This window comes from Neisseria shayeganii 871, assembly GCF_000226875.1.
GTDB lineage: Bacteria > Pseudomonadota > Gammaproteobacteria > Burkholderiales > Neisseriaceae > Eikenella > Eikenella shayeganii.
Genome location: NZ_JH164926.1, coordinates 871,103 through 887,551, shown reverse-complemented (window position 1 = coordinate 887,551; position 16,449 = coordinate 871,103). Strand labels below are relative to the sequence as shown.

Below are 16,449 nucleotides of genomic sequence, written 5' to 3'. Positions count from 1 at the left end.
AGGCTACCTGAAAGGTTTTCAGGTAGCCTGTATCGGTTTGAACAGGCGCTTAATTCACCCAAGACAGGGGGTTCATGGCCTGGTTGCGGTAGCGGATTTCGAAGTAGAGGCCGCTTTCGCCGTCGGGCAGGCTGCCGCTGCGGCCGATGGGTTGGCGGGCGGACACTTGGCTGCCGTTGCCGGCGCTGATTTGCGAGAGGCCGGTGTAGATGCTCAGGTAGCCGTCGCCGTGGTCGATGATGACGGTGTTGCCGTAGCCCTGCAAAGGCGCGGCATAGGCCACTTCGCCGGCGGCGATGCTGTGGACGGCGGCCGGCGCGGTGCGGATGAACACACCTTTCCAAGTGCCGCCGCCGGGGCGGCTTTGGCCGAATTGGCCGGCAATGCTGCCGCTCACCGGGCGGCGCAGGCTGCCTTGCAGGCGGCTGAAGCTGTGGCGCGGGGCGGCGGTTTCGGCGGCCGGTGGGGCGAGGTTGAGGTCTTCGGCGGTGAGGTTGCCTTGCGGGGCCGGCGGCTCTGCAGACGGGTTTGGGTCGGATGCGGCGGTTTGGGCGCGGCGGTGCGCTTCCGCCTGACGGCGCTGTTCGGCTTGGCGTTGCCGCTGGGCTTGGGCGGCGCGTTGGCGAGCGGCTTCTTCGGTCCGGCGCTGGGTGGCGCGGCGGGTGATGGCGGCCACCACGCCGTTGAGGCGGCGCTCGTTGCTGCGCAGCTGGTTGAGGCGGGCGGTTTCGCGGCTGATGTTCTGTTCCAGCTCGCGGTTTTGCTGCTGCTGTGCCTGCTGTTCGCGGCCGAGGCGGGCGGCGGCGGCCTGCTGGCGGCGTTTGAGTTCGTCCAATTCGCGCAGTTGGCGGTTGACGGCTTCCTGCTGCTGGCGGGCTTGCTGCTGGCTTTGGCGCAGTTCGCTGAGGGCGCGGTCGTTGGCCTGGTTCAGGTAGCGCATGTATTCGAGGTAGCGGCCTTTTTGCTGCGGATCGGCGTTTTGCAGAAACAGGGTGACGGCGTTGGGCTGGCGGTTGCGGTAGCGGCTGTCGAGCAGGCGGGCCACTTGCGCCTGGGTGCCGCCGATGCGGGTTTGCAGGGTTTCCAGCGTGTTTTGCAGGGCCTGTACTTCGCGCCAGACGCTTTGGCGGCGGCGGGTGAGTTCGTCTAGCTCGCGGCGGGCGGCGTCGAGTTGGGTTTGGGTTTGGCGCAGTTCGTTTTGCAGGCGGCGTTGCTGCTGCTGTTGCTGCTGCAGGCGGTTTTGGCTCTCGCCGATGGCGCGCTGCACATGGCGCAGATCATCGGCCGGCGCGGCGTGGGCCAGTGCGGTGCAGGCAAGCAGCAGCAGGGGGAGGGAACGGGGGGCGGTCATGGGCTACCTGAAATCGGAACGGGGGAAGCAAGCGTGAATGAAGCGGCGGGCTACCTGAAAAACGGTTTTCAGGTAGCCCGACGGCATCAGGCAAATTCAATCAGGCTGTGTCCGGTCATTTCGGCCGGCTGCGGCAGGCCGAGCATGGCCAACAGGGTGGGGGCGATGTCTTTCAGCGCACCGCCGGGCAGGATGCGGGCGGGGCGGCCGATGTAGAGGAAGGGCACGGGGTTGGTGGTGTGCTGGGTGTGCTGCTGGCCGTTGCCGGTGTCGAACATCTGCTCGCAGTTGCCGTGGTCGGCGGTGATCAGCACTTCGCCGCCGGCGGCTTGGGCGGCGGTCACGATGCGGCCGATGCAGTCGTCCAGCGTTTCCACGGCTTTAATGGCAGCAGCCAGCACGCCGGTGTGGCCGACCATGTCGCCGTTGGCGAAGTTGCACAAAATCACGTCGAAGCGTTGGTTTTCGATGCTTTCCAAAATGTTGCGGCACACTTCGGGCGCGTTCATTTCGGGCTGCAGGTCGTAGGTGGCGACTTTGGGCGAGGGAATCAGAATGCGCTCTTCGCCGGGATAAGGCTCTTCGCGGCCGCCGCTGAGGAAGTAGGTAACATGCGGATATTTTTCGGTTTCGGCAATCCGCAGTTGGGTGAGGCCTTGGGCGGAGAGGTATTCGCCCAGGCCGTTGCGGATGCTTTCGGGGGCGAACAGCACGGGGTGGGCGTATTGTTTGCCGTAGGCGGTGAGGGAGGCGAAGTAGGCGGGGCGGACGCGGTGTTGGCGGGCGAAGCCGTCGAAATCGTCGAAGGTGAGGGCTTGGGTCAGCTCGCGGGCGCGGTCGGCGCGGAAGTTCATAAACAAAACGGCGTCGCCGTCTTGCAGGCGGCCTTCGGGGCGGATGACGGTGGCTTGTACGAATTCGTCGTGCTCGCCACGCGCGTAGGCGTCGGTCAGGGCCTGCAGCGGGGTGGCGGCGGTAAACGGGGCTTGGCCGAACAGGGCGTTATAGGCTTGTTCCACGCGCTCCCAGCGGTTGTCGCGGTCCATGGCGTAGAAGCGGCCGATCACGCTGCCGACAATGACTTGCGGGTGTTGTGCGCAATAGTCTTCCAGGCGTTTCAGGTAGCCTTCCGCGCTTTGCGGCGGGGTGTCGCGGCCGTCGAGGAAGGGGTGGACGACGATTTTTTGCATGCCGGCAGCCAGCGCGGCTTCGATAACGGCGAAGAAGTGGTCGATGTGGCTGTGCACGCCGCCGTCGGAGAAGCAGCCGAGCAGGTGCACGGTTTGGTTCGGGTTTTGCCAGGCGGCGGTGAGGGCGGGGTTGGCGGCCAGCGAGCCGTCTTCGGCGGCCATGTCGATGCGGGTGATGTCTTGCGGCACCACGCGGCCGGCGCCGATGTTGAGGTGGCCGACTTCGGAATTGCCGAACTGGCCGGTGGGCAGGCCGACCATGCGCTCGGAGGCATCGATGGTGCCGTAGGCGTATTCGGCTTTGAGGCGGTCGAAATTCGGCGTGCGGGCCAGCAGCACGGCGTTGTCTTCGCCTTCCAAGCGGTGGCCGAAGCCGTCGAGAATCAGGAGAACAATGGGTTTGGTCAGTTGGGGCATGATGCGGGATCCGGAGTCGTTAATCTGGAACAGCGGCGCGGGGCCGGCAATGAGAACAGAGCGCATTATAGCCGAAGACGGCGGGCAAGCGGGCGGCGGATACCGGCTTTCAGGTAGCCTCGGATGGGGCGGATAGCCGCAGTCAATCAAGCGATTATCGGCCATCGGCAGGCGGCGGGCAAACGGGTCTAACGTGCCGGCGGCGAAGTTTGCTACAATCCGGCCGTTTTGGATTTCTGACGACTTTGCCCGATGACTGCCCGTTTCCTGCCCGATACCCGCCCTTATCCCACCGATGCGGTGAAAAACGAACTGCTGCTGCATGCGACGGCGGTGGCGGCCAATGCTTCCAAAGCGCAAGTGACGCTGGCCGCCGAGAGTTTGGAGGCGGCGATTTATCAAATGCTGCAACAAAACCATTTTCTCGGCCTTTCGGTGGCCTTATCGATGGCGCCGGATGCGGCGGCCTACCGCGTGTTGTGGCGGGCGATGGACAGCGTGTTGAAACCGAAAACCGAAACGGAAACCGCCTGGGTGGCGGTGCCGCTGGTGATTGTGGTCGGCAGCCGCGAAGAGGCGGTGTTGCGCAGCGAGATAGACGTTGCCGGCTGGCGCGCGCAGCTGGCTGCTTTCCCGCAAACGCAGGCATTGGCCGAACTGGAATGGTTGCCGCAGGTGGTGGCGGCCGAGCAGATGGCGGCGGTGAACATTGCCCGATGGTTTGCCGGCAAGCAAAACCGCGCCGCCGCAGAGCAGCTGGCCGCATCGTTTGCGCCACCCGTGCTGCAGGTGCCGGCAGGGCAGAGCGTGCACATTGTTTATGTATTGGGCTACGGCGCACTGCAGGAATATCCGGCTTGGGGCGATGCGGCCTTGCCGATGATGCAGTATTGGCAGCAGCATTTCGCCTCGCCCGAGCTGACCCTGTTTACCAATCCGCTCAACCCGGCCACGCCGCTGTCGGCCATCAGCGAAGGCAGCCACATGCGGCAAAGAATGGCGCTGGATGTGTTTGCCGCCAACGCCATCCGCGCCATCCGCCTGCAAAGCCCCCGCGTGGGCGTGGTGGCCGCAGCCGAAGCCGGCGGCCGCATTGCCTTCGGTTTCAACGCCGCAGAAAGCGCCTACGGCTTGGTGCCGCAAGTGTTCCACTGGCAGCTTTCGCCCACCGATTATGTGGACACCGTGGTGCAAAACTTTCTCGACCTGATGGCCGAGTGCCGGGTGGAACACATCCGCCTCCTGCACGACACGCTACCTGAAGGCACCGCCTTGCCCGATTACGGCCAGGCTTTGGCGCTGCCGGGATACAACCCGCTGTTCGCACAGGCGCATTGATTGTTGCCGGCTTTCAGGTAGCCTGCGGCAGAGTGGCGGGGACGGCGGCAGCCGATAGCCGGCCAATCGCTAAAGTGTGGTGCTCATGATTTTCCCGGCAGGTTGGCGAAGATTGATTTCTTTAACTATTCAGATAATTGGATAGAAAGCGGATGGTGCTATCATCCGCTTTGTGCCCATTAGGAGGTTTTTAGCGAAAACAGGCGGTTTTTGCCTGGATTGGCAAGGCTTTCCGACAGGGCTTCAGCCGCCCACGGGCGGCTGTGTGTTGAAACAACGAATGGCATAAGCGGACCATTCGTGAAAATCTCAGCCGCCCACGGGCGGCTGTGTGTTGAAACTGCTATGGCATCTTCGGCACTGATATTTTGCAGGTCAGCCGCCCACGGGCGGCTGTGTGTTGAAACATGCCGTTAATAGCGGTAACGGCTGCTTCATGCGTCAGCCGCCCACGGGCGGCTGTGTGTTGAAACATAAAACCTACAACCGCCAGGCGCTGACAAATCATCAGCCGCCCACGGGCGGCTGTGTGTTGAAACCCGGAGTCTGTCTATTTACATAGTGGTTACATCAAATCAGCCGCCCACGGGCGGCTGTGTGTTGAAACATTCAATCCTCCACATAACGGTAAAACTCAAACATCAGCCGCCCACGGGCGGCTGTGTGTTGAAACGATATTGCCTGCCAGCGCATCGAAAATGCCTTGGTCAGCCGCCCACGGGCGGCTGTGTGTTGAAACGCCAGTTGGAGCAATTGGACGCGCAGAGCCGCTCTCAGCCGCCCACGGGCGGCTGTGTGTTGAAACATGGCCCTCCTCATCTTGTCGGTCGATACCGGCCTCAGCCGCCCACGGGCGGCTGTGTGTTGAAACTCATCATTGCGCCCCTCAATAACGAAACAGTATCAATCAGCCGCCCACGGGCGGCTGTGTGTTGAAACCCCGATACATCCAGCCCTGTTCGGTATAAACGGGTCAGCCGCCCACGGGCGGCTGTGTGTTGAAACCAAGGCGGCGTGCAGCTTGTCGGCCTGTTGCAGGTCAGTCGCCCACGGGCGGCTGGAACAACAGTATCGCTATGTTTTTCATGGTAGACCCCGTTAGCTACTGTTGGCTTGAATAGTAGAATTGCCACAAAAAACACCGCCTGGGCGGTGTTTTTATTTTCTGAACGGCAGGCAGCCGATCAGTACATTTTCGGGGGGAGTTGTTGGCTGCGCAGGCGTTTTTGCAGGCGTTTGACGGCGGCTGCTTTTTTGCGTTTACGCTCGGTGGTCGGTTTTTCGTAGGCTTCGCGGGCGCGCAGTTCGGTCAGCAGACCGGTTTTTTCGATGGCGCGTTTGAAACGGCGCATGGCAACTTCAAAAGGTTCGTTTTCTTTTACACGGATAGAAGGCATTTTGTTTTCCTTAAATAAAATGGGTTGACAGGCCGGCGCGGTTGGGTACGGGCGGCGGCCGAAAATATTGGATGGGTAGGTACGGGTGGGCGGTTTGCCCGGCGGTACGCTGCGCCTTGAGGAACATCACCTCCTAACCGGAGCCGTGCTATTTGGGCAGGGCTGAAAAATCGTGGTGCGGCGGCCTGATTCGGCCGCCTGTGCGAAAGGGCGAAATTATCTGCGGAGTGCGGCCGATTTGTCAAGAAAAAGCAGCGGCTTGTTTTCAGGTAGCCAAACCGGCGGCCAGGCGGGCGACGATGTCGGCGGTACTACCTGTTTCTGCCAGCGCGGCATTTTGGCCGCACCAGAATGCGGAGAACTCTGTGCTGCCTTGCTGTTCGGCTGCGTTTTTTAGGAAGGCGGAGGCAGTGCCGGCCAGTGGGAAGGGCAGGGCGGCCGGGTGGATGGGGCCGAGTTCGCGGGTGAGGCGGTTGGGCAGGCCGCGGGCGAAACCGCCGCTGATGAGGTTGGTGACCACGGTGGCGTCGGTGCCGGCACGGCTGATCAGGGCCTGGCGGTGGGCGGGCGAGGTGGCGGCTTCGTCTGCCAAGAGGAAGGCGGTGCCGGCTTGGACGGCGTGGGCGCCCAAGGCGAAGGCGGCGCGGACGGTGTCGGCATCGCTGATGCCGCCGGCGGCGATAACGGGCAAATCGATGGCGCGGCGGATATTGGGCAGCAGGGAGAAGGTGCCGCTTTGGCTGTGGATGTCGCGTTGCAGGAACATGCCGCGGTGGCCGCCGGCTTCCCAGCCTTGGGCGATGACGGCGTCGGCGCCGTGTGCGGCTAGCCAGCGGGCTTCGGCAACGGTGGTGGCGCTGGAGAGGATTTTGGCGCCGGTGGCTTTGACGGCGGCGAGTAGCTTCGGTTCGGGCAGGCCGAAATGGAAGCTGACCACCGGCGGGCGGAAGGCTTCGATGATTTGGAAGGCGGCTTCGTCAAACGGGCGGCGGCCGTTGCCGGCCGGCAGATTGTCCGCACTGAGACCGAAGGCGTCGAAATAGGGTTTCAGCAGGGCCAGCCAGGCATGATGCTGTTCGGCAGAGGGGGCGGCGGGACGGTGGGCGAAGAAGTTGACGTTGTAAACGGCTTGGCCGACGGCCGAGCGGATGCTGCCCAGCTCGGTTTGCAGCTGTTCGGGCGTGAGCATGGCGGCGGGCAGGGAACCCATGATGCCGGCCCGGCAGGCGGCAATGGTGAGTTCGGCATTTTGTACGCCGGCCATCGGGGCTTGGATGATGGGGTGGCGCAGGGCGGCGAGTAGGGTGTGCATAAGGGGTTCCTGCTGTGTGCGGGGGTGTCTGCTTTAAGCGGGCGCAACGGGGCTTTCAGGTAGTCTACGGTGCGGCGGTTTAGTCGGCTATGCGTTCGTGCGGTTTGCGGCCGGCCCAATCGCAGACAAACTGCCAGGCGGTGCGGCCTGAGCGGTTGCCGCGCACCAAAGACCAATTGAGGGCGGCTTGGCGGGCGGTGTCATCGAACACGATGCCTTCGGCTTCGAGCCAGTTGGCCACGGCGGCAAGGTAGTCGTTTTGGTCGAAGGGGTAGAAGCTGAGCCACAGACCGAAGCGGTCGGAGAGGGAGACTTTTTCTTCTACGGCTTCTTTGGGGTGCACTTCGCCGCGCTCGCCGGTGTAGGCGGTGTTGTCGGCCATGTATTCGGGCATCAGGTGGCGGCGGTTGGAAGTGGCATAGACCAAGACGTTGTCTGCGCGGCAGGAGAGGCCGCCGTCGAGCGCGGTTTTGAGGGCTTTGTAACCGTCTTCGCCGTCTTCGAAGGAGAGGTCGTCGCAGAAGACGATGAATTTCTCGGGGCGTTTTTCCAGCAGGGCGAGCAGGGCGGGCAGGGTGGCGAGGTCGTGCTTGTCCACTTCGATCAGGCGCAGGCCGCGGCCGGCGTATTCGTGAAGCAGGGCTTTGATGAGGGAGGATTTGCCGGTGCCGCGCGAGCCGGTGAGCAGGGCGTTGTTGGCCGGCCGGCTGTCGAGGAACTGCTCGGTATTGCGCACCAGACGCTGCATTTGCGCATCGATGGCGCTGAGCCGTTTGAGGGGGAAGGTGTGCGGACGGGGCAGGGCGGTGAGCAGGCCGCCGTTGCCGTAGCGCTGCCAGCGGAAGGCGAGGGCCTGCCAATCGGGCTCGCGGTTTTCCGGCGGCAGGATTTGGTCGAGGCGGCGCAAAACGGAGGCGGCTTGTTTGAGAAAGGCTTTGGGTTTCATCGCGGGGTCTCCGGCGGGTTTCAGGTAGCCTGTGGGTCGGTTAGGCTACCTGAAAAATAGGTCGTGGGTTTCAGGTAGCCTAAATTGCTTAAAGCTCTTCCGGCTCGTCTTCTACAATGGAGAGGGCATCGAGATTGGCGGCGCTGCCGCCGCTTTGTTTGCTGTTGAGCTGGATGTTCAGGCGTAAATCGTTGACGGAGTCGGCGTTTTTCAAGGCGTCGTCGTAGGAAATGAGACCGGCTTCGTAAAGCTCGAACAGGGATTGGTCGAAGGTTTGCATGCCGATGTCGCGCGAGCGGGCCATGATTTCTTTGACGGCGTGGATGTCGCCGCTGAGGATGAGTTCGGCAATCAGCGGGGAGTTGAGCAGCACTTCCACCGCGGCCACGCGACCTTTGCCGTCTTTTTTCGGCACCAGACGCTGGGAAATAAAGCCTTTCAGATTGAGGGAAAGGTCGTTTAAGAGCTGGGTGCGGCGCTCTTCGGGGAAGAAGTTGATGATGCGGTCGAGCGCCTGGTTGGCGCTGTTGGCATGCAGGGTGGCCATGCACAAATGGCCGGTTTCGGCGAAGGCCAAGGCGTAATCCATGGTTTCGCGGTCGCGGATTTCGCCGATCAGGATGACGTCGGGCGCCTGGCGCAGGGTGTTTTTGAGGGCGGCAAACCAGTTGTCGGTGTCCACGCCCACTTCGCGTTGTGTGATGATGCAGTTTTTGTGCGGATGCACGAATTCGATGGGGTCTTCGATGGTGATGATGTGGCCGTGGCTGTGGCGGTTGCGGTAGTCGATGAGGGCGGCCAGCGAGGTGGATTTGCCGGAGCCGGTGCCGCCGACAAAAATCACCAGGCCGCGTTTTTCCGTCACCACGTTTTTTAACACCGGCGGCAGGTTGAGGCCTTCGAAGGCGGGGATGTCGCTGGTGATGACGCGGCACACCAAGGCGACGGCGCTGCGTTGCACCATGGCGTTGATGCGGAAGCGGGAGACGCCGGCCAGGCTGATGGCGAAGTTGCATTCTTTGGTGTCGTCGAATTCCTGCGCCTGTTTGTCGTCCATCAGGGCGCGGGCGATGAGGGCGGTATGCTCGGCGGTGAGCGGCTTGTCGGTAATCGGGGTGAGTTTGCCGTCCAGCTTCATGGCGGGCGGGAAGCCGGCGGTGATGAAGAGGTCGGAGCCTTTGCGCTGCACAAGGTGGTGGAGCAGGCTGTGGATGAATTTTTTCATCTCTTCGTTGTAGGCGGGGATGGTCATAAACGTTTCTTTCGTGGAATTTGGATAGAAAAGCGTACGCCGGGCAGTTTGCCGGCAGCAGGATGATGAAAAGTACAGCAAGAGAGAAATCTTGCTGTACTGGGTTGGCTGCGGCTGGTGTGCCACCTGCATCGTATCGGCCGGTTTTATTTGTCGAACACCAAAATATCCCGCAGCGCACTGCGCATGGTGCGGTCGAAATCGCTGCCTTCTACCGGAATGTAGCCGGATTCGATGTAGCGGGTGATGTAGCCTTTGGAATCGGTTACCAGCATGATGTGACCGCTGTTGTACTTGTGCTGCTGGTTGATCAGGGTGCCGTAGCCGTTGTAGGTGTTGACGGTGTGCGAATATTCCCGGGTGCGGAACAGGTAATACTGCTTGTTGGCGCCGATCATCAGGGCGGGGGCGTCTTGCACGGTGATGCCGTTCAGTCGGTCGGTTACTTCGCTGATGTGGTGGCCGACCAGCTGGCGCAGATAGGGGAAGCGGTATTGTCCGAGGTTCATGACATCGTCTAAGGTGGCGCAGCTGCTCAGGGTCAATACCAAAAGCAGGGAATAAAGCCATTTTTTCATTTTCATCAGCTCCTGTGGGAATGGGCAGTTACCGGCTTCTCAAACCGTTATTCAGCATTTCGCGTGCTTTTTGGTGGCCTTGGGCGGCGGCCTGGCGCAACAGGTTGGCGGCTTGGTTGGGGTTGTAGGCCACCGACCAGCTGTTCAGATAATGCAGGGCCAGCAGGTATTGGCCGTGGGCGTCGTTTTGCCGGGCGGCGCTTGAGGCCAGGTCGAAGGATTTGCGGAAATCGCGGCGCACGTCCAAGCCGTCGATGTAGTAGGACGAGAGAGCGGTTTGACCGCAGGCCAGGCCGGCATTGGCGGCTTGTTCGTAATGGCGGCGGGCGGTGCGGTAATTGCTGATTTTGTCTTGGATGTTGCCGAGCACGCAATGGGCGTCGTGATCGCCGGCGTCCACGGCTTGCTCCAACCATTTGATGGCCTCTCCGTCCCGCCCTAAGCGGCGGTAAACGATGCCGGTATTGTACATGGCATCGGGGTTGCCTTTTTGCGCCAGCGTTTGGTAGAGCGCCAGCGCATCGCGGTAGCGGCCCTGCCCGAACAGCGAATCGGCGCGGCGGAAAGCCGCTTCGTCTTGCGGCGTGCTGCGGTATTGGCCGGCATTTCGGCTGGCGGCATCGCTCGGGCGGGTGCCGGAAACGGCGGCACATCCGCCCAAGAGCATGAGGGCGGTGAGGACAAGGGCGGTTTTTCTGGGGAGAGTGCTCATGTTTTCTCTTCGGCTCATCAGTGGGTTCGGGCCTTTGGGCGCAGCGGTTTTGTAACATAAAGCTGCGCCGGCAAGGCGAAAATACGGTAAGTCCGGATAGCTGGCAAGTATTTTTTCCTGGGGCGGGATGGAGCCGGGCTTGGCCGAAAATACGGCGCTGCCAGTTGGATAACGGCGGGGCGTGAATATTCCGCACCATGCTTTTCAGGTAGCCTGCAGGACGGTGCAGGCTACCTGAAAATCTGCCATAGGCGCTTAGCTGTCTTTCACGGCATTGGCGTGCAGCTCGGCCAGTTTTTCGGCGTCTTGCTGGCGCTGGCCGGGCAGGGTTTTCAGGTAGATGCGGGTGGTTTTGGGGTCGGCGTGGCCTTGTTCGTCTTGGATGGTTTCGGTGGAGGCGCCGGCCATGTAGCGGTGGGTGGTGTTGGTGTGGCGCAGCCAGTGGGTGCTCATATTGATGAGTTGGATGCGGATGGGGTCGTCGTCGCAGTCGGCGAGGGCGGCTTCGCGGCACTCGTGCACCATCAGGCCGATGGCGCGGGGGGTGAGGCGGCGGGTTTTGTCGCCTTTTAAGGGGATGATCAGGCCGAAGTTTTCTTGGCTGTCGGGCAGTTCAGGTAGCCCCAGCGCGGTGCGGTATTGTTTGAGTTCCTGCAGCAAGACGCTGTGGATGCTGACGTGGCGCACTTTGTTGCGTTTGCCCAGCACGCGCAGCGTCCAGCGGCCGTTGCGGTATTGCAGGTCGCTCATGGAGGCTTTGGCCACTTCTTCGCGGCGCATGCCGGTGTGATAGACGAGGGCGAACAGCCAGCGGTCGCGCACTTTGACGGCGTTTTGCTGGCGGTTGGCGGCGGGGCGGGCGGTCAGCCATTTCCACAGCCAGATCCAAGCGTCTAAATCGAGGAATTTGGTGGGCACTTCTTCCTGCGGCACGGCGGGCAGGGGGGTGAGTTTGACCGCATTGCGGGCGAGATAGCCCAAGTCGCACAGGTATTGGTACATCTGGTTGAGCACGCGCCGGCTGTACATGACGGTGCTGGGCTTGGCGGCTTTGTTGTGTTCGAGGTGGTGCAGGTAGCGGCCGATGTCTTGGATGCTGAGGTCGCGCAGGGTTTTGCCTTCGCCGGCGGCCCAGTTGAGCAGTTTTTCGGCTTCGCGTTTGTAGGCGGCGAAGGTGTGCGGGGAGCGGCGGCCGCGGGCGTACAGCCACTGCATCACGGCCTGGATGTCTTCATCGGGCAGGCCGTGGTGCGCGGGCGTGGGGTTGAGGGGCGGCTGGGGCATCGGGTTTGCGGGCATGGTATCGGAACAGGGTTTCAGGTAGCCTGAATCGGTCGGTTGTTTAGCGGCACCATTGCCAATCGCTGCCGGGGGCGGTGGCGGCGGCTTTGAGCATGGCGGGAAAATCCAAGCCGTAACGTTCGGCCAGTTTGCCGGCGCGTTTTTTCAGCGCATCGCGCGATTGCAGCGGCAGGTGTTGGAAGGCCAATACGGCCACGTTGCCGTGCGTTTCGGCCGGCACGCACAATACCCGTCCGTCGAACACGCGGCACAGGCGCTCCAGAAAGACGGGGTAGCGTTTGTCGCCCTGCCACCAGTTGGTAACAAACACACCGTGTTCGCTCAGGGCGGTGCGGCAGTCGGCAAAAAAGGGTTCGCCCACTAGCGCGTCGATGATCTGTTCGCCGTCGAAGCCGTCCACCAGCAGTACGTCGGTGCTGCCGCGCAGGATTTTGACGTACTCGGCGCCGTCGGCTTCCACGATGTCGAATTGGGGCCCTTCAAACGGCAGCTCGAACAGGCTGCGCGCGACGTTGATCACTTGCGGGTTGATTTCCACTGCGGTTTGGCGGGTATCGGGCAGATAGGCGTCGATCCAGCGGGCGAAAGAACCGCCGCCCAAGCCGATTTGGGTGATGTGCGCCGGGGTGTCGGCAAACAGCAGCCACGCCATCATGGCGCGGCTGTAAGAGAGCACCAGTTCGGCGGGCGCATCCAGATTCATCGAGCTTTGGATGGTGTCGCTGCCCAAATGCAGGGAGCGGATGTTGCCGCTTTCCGAAATGCCCACTTCGGGCAGGGCAAAGCGGGCCGGACGCAGACGGCGGTAGGGGTGTCGGGACATAATCGGCAGCCGTGGAAAAAGTGGCGTGATTTTAGCACAGGCGGGGCCGGGCGGCGCTTGAGGCGGCTTTCAGGTAGCCTTTGGGGGGAAAGACGCGTATAATCGCGCTTTCCTATCTGGGGGCGATCTTGGTTTCGACGAGGGTTGCGAAGCAGATGCGGGCATACCGGGGTCTCAGATTCCCGTAAAACACTGAATCAAAATAGTCGCAAACGACGAAACTTACGCACTGGCCGCCTAAGGCCTGCCGTTGCAGCAGTTGGTCAATGGGCTGTGTAGCGCAAGCTACCGCAACGTCATCTTACATTGACTGGTTTTCTGTCGGGTTACTTGGCAGGAAATAAGATTTAAGGTAACTGGCTCCCAAACAGCCTGTCTGTCGGCGGAATGGGGGCGAGATGTTAAGTAGGCAAGACTAAGTATGTAGAACGCTTTGTAGAGGACTTTCGGACGGGGGTTCAATTCCCCCCGCCTCCACCAATAATGAAACCCCAACCGTTCTCGGTTGGGGTTTTTTCTTGCCCGATCGCGCCGGTTCCCGCGTGTTCGCGGGGATTCCTGCGGAAGCCTGCGGACTTCGCCGCTCACCCTATCGGCCCGTTTCAGGCCACATTCCACTCTCTCCAGGCCATTCCTCGCTCTGACCTCGCCCTCTGAAACCGGCCCGAAGTCCGCAAAGGCCATAAGTCAGTGCTATACAGATCAAATAGTTACGCGCGGACGAATCAAGCGGTTGGATTGCAGTATCGGGGAGCAAAGGAAACCCCGTAGTTGCGTTTTGTCGGTATATATTGACAACTACCGACGTAATGCAACATCATGGTGGCATGGAAACTTCGCACCAGACCATTCTGGATCTCGCCGCCCAGCGCGGCCTGATACGCCCGCGCGATCTCGATGCGCTGGGTCTGCCCAGTGTCGCACTCACGCGGCTGGTTCGGCAGGGCCTGCTCGTCCGCGTGGGTCGCGGTCTGTACGCCCGTCCCGATCGCAGCGTATCCGAGCATGGCACGCTGGCCGAGGTGGCCCGCAAACACCCGCAAGCCATCGTCTGCCTGCTGTCAGCACTGCGGGTGCACGACCTCACCACGCAATCGCCGTTCGAGGTCTGGCTGGCGATTCCCAACAAGGCGCGTGCACCGAAGATGGATTATCCCCCGCTGCGCATCGTGCGCTTCTCAGGTGCCGCGCTGACCGATGGGATTGAAGAGCACCAGATCGATGGCGTGACCGTGCGCGTGACCAACGTCGCCCGCACCGTGGCCGACTGCTTCAAGTTCCGCAACAAGATCGGCCTCGATGTCGCGATGGAAGCCCTGCAGGAAGCCTGGCGAGCCAAGCGCGTGAGTATGGACGAACTCTGGCGCTATGCATCGCTGTGCCGAGTGGCCAATGTGATGCGTCCCTACATGGAAAGCCTGTCATGAACCAGCGCAACACGGCCGCTTCGGTGCGGGCCCGCCTGCTTACCCGCGCCCGCGAGACCCGACAAGACTTCAATCTGGTCTTGACCCGCTACGCCCTTGAGCGGCTGCTGTACCGACTCAGCGTTTCGCCCCATGCTGACCAGTTTCTACTGAAAGGCGCGCTGCTGTTCGACTTGTGGTTCGACATCCCGCACCGGCCGACGCGGGATGCGGACTTTCTGGGTTTTGGTTCGGCCGAGTTGCCACACCTGGAGGCCGTTTTCAAGGACGTCTGCGCGATGGAGACTGACGACGGTGTTACGTTTCGACCGGACACCGTTCAAGCGGCGGAGATCCGCAAGGAAGCCAACTACGCCGGCGTGCGCGTCACCTTGCTCGGACTGATCGATGGAGCGCGCTGCCCGATTCAGGTCGACATCGGTTTCGGCGATGCCGTCACACCAGGGCCGGAAGATGTCCAGTACCCCGTGATGCTATCGGAGTTCTCGGCGCCGAAACTGCGCGTCTATCCGCGCTACACCGTGGTGGCAGAGAAGCTGGAGGCCTTGGCCTCGCTGGGTATCGCCAACAGCCGGATGAAGGATTACTTCGACCTTTGGATCTTGTCGCGGTACACCGAATTTGACGGCGACACCCTGCGACGCGCGATTCGGGCAACCTTCGATCGACGCAAAACGACGTTGCCTCCGGACATCCCCTTTGGCCTGACGGATGGTTTTGCGCAAGATGCGAAAAAGCAGACGCAGTGGCAGGCGTTTCTGGGAAAGAACAGACTCGAAGCGCTGCGCCTGGAGGACATCGTGGTGTCGCTTCGAGATTTCCTGCTTCCAGTCATCGCTGCGGCGAACGCTGATGCTGACTACCCGCAACACTGGCCGGCTGGCGGACCCTGGTTGTCAGTGGCAGGGTGAAACCAGTCAAAGCCCGACCCGTGCTCGCTGCTCATCCCACAGCGCTGGCGGATCAACCGCCAAATCAAACAGCGTGATGTGGTTCGGCAAGGCGTCGTCCAGGATGGCGGCCACAATGTCGGGTGCCAGCGTGGTCAGGTTGACCATCCGGCTGACGTAGCTGTTGTCGATTCCTTCCCGCGTGGCGATCTCCTTCAATGACTTCGCCTCTCCTGATTCCAGCATGGCCAGCCAGCGGTGGCCCCTGGCCAGCGCCAGTTGGATGGATGTCGGTACCACATCCCACGGTCTGACCGGTGCAGTCTCACCGTTCGGGAGAGTGACCAGCTTGCGGCCGCTGCGGCGCTTGATCTGGATCGGCACCGACAGGGTCAGCCTGCCGTCGCTGGTCTGCAGGATTCAGGCTCGCCGGTCTTCTGGATGCGGATGTCGCTCATGCCAGCGCCTCCTCTTGTTGCTCGACCGGCTCGGGGCGCAGTTCCAGCACCAGGCGTTCGATGCCGTTGGCCCGCAGTCGCACTTCGAGGTCGTTGGGTGACACGATGACTTTCTCCACCAGCAACTTCACGATCCGGGTCTGCTCTGCCGGGAACAGTTGATCCCAAATCGCGTCGAGCCGGGTCATGGCCACAGTGATCTTGGCTTCATCCAAGGTCGGATCGAGCTTGATCGCCTGCGGCAGCATGTCGCCGAGCAGATTCGGGGCTCGCAGGATCGCGCGCAGTTGATCGAGCACCGCCGATTCGAGTTCTGCGGCTGGCAGTCGCGGCAGGCCCGATGCACCCGCGTGTTCCTTGGCGTCGCGCTGGGGTACGTAGTAACGGTAGCGCCGGCCATTCTTCTTGGTGGTGTGCCACGGCGACAGTGCGCGACCGTCGTTGCCGAACACGATGCCCTTTAGCAGATAGGGAACCTTGGCCCGCGTCGTGTTGCCCCGCACCCGGCCATTCGTCTCCAGGATCGCGTGGACGCTGTCTCACAGTTCGCGGCTGACGATCGGCGGGTGTTCAGCCTGGTACCACTGGTCCTTGTGCCGCAACTCGCCTAGGTAGGTGCGGTTGCTGAGGAGCTTGTAGATGTGGCCTGAGACCTTTGCAAAATTCGGTCTCACCCAGCATCCGAAACCGTAGCCTATGGTTTCGGATATTTTCATCGCTTTTTAGCCAAACTTCCCTGTTCTCCTCTACGGATTGCCTGTTTTTCAGGCAATCCGCTGCCCTTTAGGCAGCGACAGGCACACTGAGCCTGTTGGCTGCTTTCAACAGGTTCACACACATCGCTTTCAGATGACTTTGCGCCCTTACTTTGGTCAACCCGAAATAGGTTGCACGGGCATAGCGGAATTTGCGGTGCAACGTACCGAAGCTTTGTTCCACCACATAGCGCACTTTCGCCAGCCGGCCGTTGCGGACTTTTTGTTCCCGGCTTAACGGTCGGCCACGGTGTGCTTTTTGCATGATGCCGTCCCGCAGCTGATGTTCTGTCAGATGTTG

The 16,449-nt window shown here is 61.7% G+C and carries 16 protein-coding genes, 1 other RNA gene and 1 CRISPR repeat array; of the genes, 4 read left to right on the top strand and 13 right to left on the bottom strand.

Annotated features, from left to right (window positions below; translation table 11 throughout):
• Nucleotides 1–49 precede the first annotated feature (49 nt).
• Both HMPREF9371_RS04080 and gpmI read right to left on the bottom strand, forming a co-directional pair.
• Nucleotides 50–1,351, bottom strand: coding sequence for a murein hydrolase activator EnvC family protein (locus tag HMPREF9371_RS04080; protein ID WP_009118655.1), 1,302 nt, complete (start codon nt 1,349–1,351; stop codon nt 50–52).
• Between the two features lie 86 nt (nt 1,352–1,437).
• The gene (gene gpmI / locus HMPREF9371_RS04075; protein ID WP_040660777.1) at nt 1,438–2,958 is read right to left on the bottom strand and encodes a 2,3-bisphosphoglycerate-independent phosphoglycerate mutase; all 1,521 of its coding nucleotides are present in this window, start codon (nt 2,956–2,958) and stop codon (nt 1,438–1,440) included.
• A 252-nt stretch (nt 2,959–3,210) separates the two neighbouring features.
• Here gpmI and HMPREF9371_RS04070 point away from each other — a divergent pair, with 252 nt between their 5' ends.
• Entirely contained in the window at nt 3,211–4,296 is a 1,086-nt protein-coding gene (locus HMPREF9371_RS04070; RefSeq protein ID WP_009118653.1) for a hypothetical protein, read from the top strand.
• Nucleotides 4,297–4,539: 243 nt separating this feature from the next.
• Nucleotides 4,540–5,301: direct repeats of the CRISPR family, unit length 32 nt; unit sequence TCAGCCGCCCACGGGCGGCTGTGTGTTGAAAC.
• 179 nt (nt 5,302–5,480) lie between these two features.
• Here HMPREF9371_RS04070 and rpsU read toward each other — a convergent pair.
• The 8 genes from rpsU to HMPREF9371_RS04030 form a co-directional block, all read right to left on the bottom strand.
• Nucleotides 5,481–5,693 carry a 30S ribosomal protein S21 gene (gene rpsU, locus HMPREF9371_RS04065; RefSeq protein WP_009118650.1) on the bottom strand — a complete coding sequence of 71 codons (213 nt, stop codon included), beginning with the start codon at nt 5,691–5,693 and terminating at the stop codon, nt 5,481–5,483.
• 265 nt (nt 5,694–5,958) lie between these two features.
• Nucleotides 5,959–7,005, bottom strand: a complete 1,047-nt coding sequence (locus tag HMPREF9371_RS04060) for an NAD(P)H-dependent flavin oxidoreductase (protein WP_009118649.1) — start codon at nt 7,003–7,005, stop codon at nt 5,959–5,961.
• Between the two features lie 79 nt (nt 7,006–7,084).
• The gene (locus HMPREF9371_RS04055; RefSeq protein WP_009118648.1) at nt 7,085–7,951 is read right to left on the bottom strand and encodes an ATP-binding protein; all 867 of its coding nucleotides are present in this window, start codon (nt 7,949–7,951) and stop codon (nt 7,085–7,087) included.
• Between the two features lie 88 nt (nt 7,952–8,039).
• Nucleotides 8,040–9,176 (bottom strand): PilT/PilU family type 4a pilus ATPase, encoded by a 1,137-nt coding sequence (locus HMPREF9371_RS04050; RefSeq protein WP_415752585.1) that lies wholly within the window; start codon nt 9,174–9,176, stop codon nt 8,040–8,042.
• Nucleotides 9,177–9,349: 173 nt separating this feature from the next.
• The gene (locus tag HMPREF9371_RS04045; protein ID WP_156786987.1) at nt 9,350–9,781 is read right to left on the bottom strand and encodes a hypothetical protein; all 432 of its coding nucleotides are present in this window, start codon (nt 9,779–9,781) and stop codon (nt 9,350–9,352) included.
• A gap of 28 nt (nt 9,782–9,809) precedes the next feature.
• Entirely contained in the window at nt 9,810–10,493 is a 684-nt protein-coding gene (locus HMPREF9371_RS04040) for a tetratricopeptide repeat protein (protein ID WP_009118645.1), read from the bottom strand.
• A 255-nt stretch (nt 10,494–10,748) separates the two neighbouring features.
• The gene (locus tag HMPREF9371_RS04035; RefSeq protein WP_009118644.1) at nt 10,749–11,777 is read right to left on the bottom strand and encodes a tyrosine-type recombinase/integrase; all 1,029 of its coding nucleotides are present in this window, start codon (nt 11,775–11,777) and stop codon (nt 10,749–10,751) included.
• 58 nt (nt 11,778–11,835) lie between these two features.
• The gene (locus tag HMPREF9371_RS04030) at nt 11,836–12,618 is read right to left on the bottom strand and encodes a polyamine aminopropyltransferase (protein WP_009118643.1); all 783 of its coding nucleotides are present in this window, start codon (nt 12,616–12,618) and stop codon (nt 11,836–11,838) included.
• A gap of 118 nt (nt 12,619–12,736) precedes the next feature.
• Here HMPREF9371_RS04030 and ssrA point away from each other — a divergent pair.
• From ssrA to HMPREF9371_RS04020, 3 genes are all read left to right on the top strand, one after another.
• Nucleotides 12,737–13,098: a transfer-messenger RNA gene (ssrA, locus tag HMPREF9371_RS11545) on the top strand.
• 347 nt (nt 13,099–13,445) lie between these two features.
• Nucleotides 13,446–14,045, top strand: a complete 600-nt coding sequence (locus HMPREF9371_RS04025; RefSeq protein ID WP_009118642.1) for a type IV toxin-antitoxin system AbiEi family antitoxin domain-containing protein — start codon at nt 13,446–13,448, stop codon at nt 14,043–14,045.
• Nucleotides 14,042–14,956: a nucleotidyl transferase AbiEii/AbiGii toxin family protein gene (locus tag HMPREF9371_RS04020; RefSeq protein WP_009118641.1), complete on the top strand. Its 915-nt coding sequence runs from the start codon at nt 14,042–14,044 to the stop codon at nt 14,954–14,956. The genes HMPREF9371_RS04025 and HMPREF9371_RS04020 overlap by 4 nt, the downstream gene beginning before the upstream one ends.
• Nucleotides 14,957–14,962: 6 nt before the next feature.
• Here HMPREF9371_RS04020 and HMPREF9371_RS04015 read toward each other — a convergent pair whose 3' ends face one another.
• The 3 genes from HMPREF9371_RS04015 to HMPREF9371_RS04005 form a co-directional block, all read right to left on the bottom strand.
• Nucleotides 14,963–15,319: a hypothetical protein gene (locus HMPREF9371_RS04015; protein ID WP_009118640.1), complete on the bottom strand. Its 357-nt coding sequence runs from the start codon at nt 15,317–15,319 to the stop codon at nt 14,963–14,965.
• A gap of 70 nt (nt 15,320–15,389) precedes the next feature.
• Nucleotides 15,390–15,896 carry a recombinase zinc ribbon domain-containing protein gene (locus HMPREF9371_RS04010; RefSeq protein WP_009118639.1) on the bottom strand — a complete coding sequence of 169 codons (507 nt, stop codon included), beginning with the start codon at nt 15,894–15,896 and terminating at the stop codon, nt 15,390–15,392.
• 280 nt (nt 15,897–16,176) lie between these two features.
• A partial coding sequence (locus HMPREF9371_RS04005; protein WP_009118637.1) for an IS5/IS1182 family transposase occupies nt 16,177–16,449 on the bottom strand: 273 nt, incomplete at its 5' end.

Excerpts from the sequence above, each read along its gene's own strand:
- HMPREF9371_RS04035 (WP_009118644.1), bottom strand. The coding sequence starts at position 11,777 with ATGCCCCAGCCGCCCCTCAACCCCACGCCCGCGCACCACGGCCTGCCC.
- HMPREF9371_RS04080 (WP_009118655.1), bottom strand. The coding sequence starts at position 1,351 with ATGACCGCCCCCCGTTCCCTCCCCCTGCTGCTGCTTGCCTGCACCGCA.
- HMPREF9371_RS04045 (WP_156786987.1), bottom strand. The coding sequence starts at position 9,781 with ATGAAAAAATGGCTTTATTCCCTGCTTTTGGTATTGACCCTGAGCAGC.
- HMPREF9371_RS04030 (WP_009118643.1), bottom strand. The coding sequence starts at position 12,618 with ATGTCCCGACACCCCTACCGCCGTCTGCGTCCGGCCCGCTTTGCCCTG.
- HMPREF9371_RS04055 (WP_009118648.1), bottom strand. The coding sequence starts at position 7,951 with ATGAAACCCAAAGCCTTTCTCAAACAAGCCGCCTCCGTTTTGCGCCGC.
- HMPREF9371_RS04040 (WP_009118645.1), bottom strand. The coding sequence starts at position 10,493 with ATGAGCACTCTCCCCAGAAAAACCGCCCTTGTCCTCACCGCCCTCATG.
- rpsU (WP_009118650.1), bottom strand. The coding sequence starts at position 5,693 with ATGCCTTCTATCCGTGTAAAAGAAAACGAACCTTTTGAAGTTGCCATG.
- HMPREF9371_RS04050 (WP_415752585.1), bottom strand. The coding sequence starts at position 9,176 with ATGAAAAAATTCATCCACAGCCTGCTCCACCACCTTGTGCAGCGCAAA.
- HMPREF9371_RS04070 (WP_009118653.1), top strand. The coding sequence starts at position 3,211 with ATGACTGCCCGTTTCCTGCCCGATACCCGCCCTTATCCCACCGATGCG.
- gpmI (WP_040660777.1), bottom strand. The coding sequence starts at position 2,958 with ATGCCCCAACTGACCAAACCCATTGTTCTCCTGATTCTCGACGGCTTC.
- HMPREF9371_RS04025 (WP_009118642.1), top strand. The coding sequence starts at position 13,446 with ATGGAAACTTCGCACCAGACCATTCTGGATCTCGCCGCCCAGCGCGGC.
- HMPREF9371_RS04020 (WP_009118641.1), top strand. The coding sequence starts at position 14,042 with ATGAACCAGCGCAACACGGCCGCTTCGGTGCGGGCCCGCCTGCTTACC.
- HMPREF9371_RS04060 (WP_009118649.1), bottom strand. The coding sequence starts at position 7,005 with ATGCACACCCTACTCGCCGCCCTGCGCCACCCCATCATCCAAGCCCCG.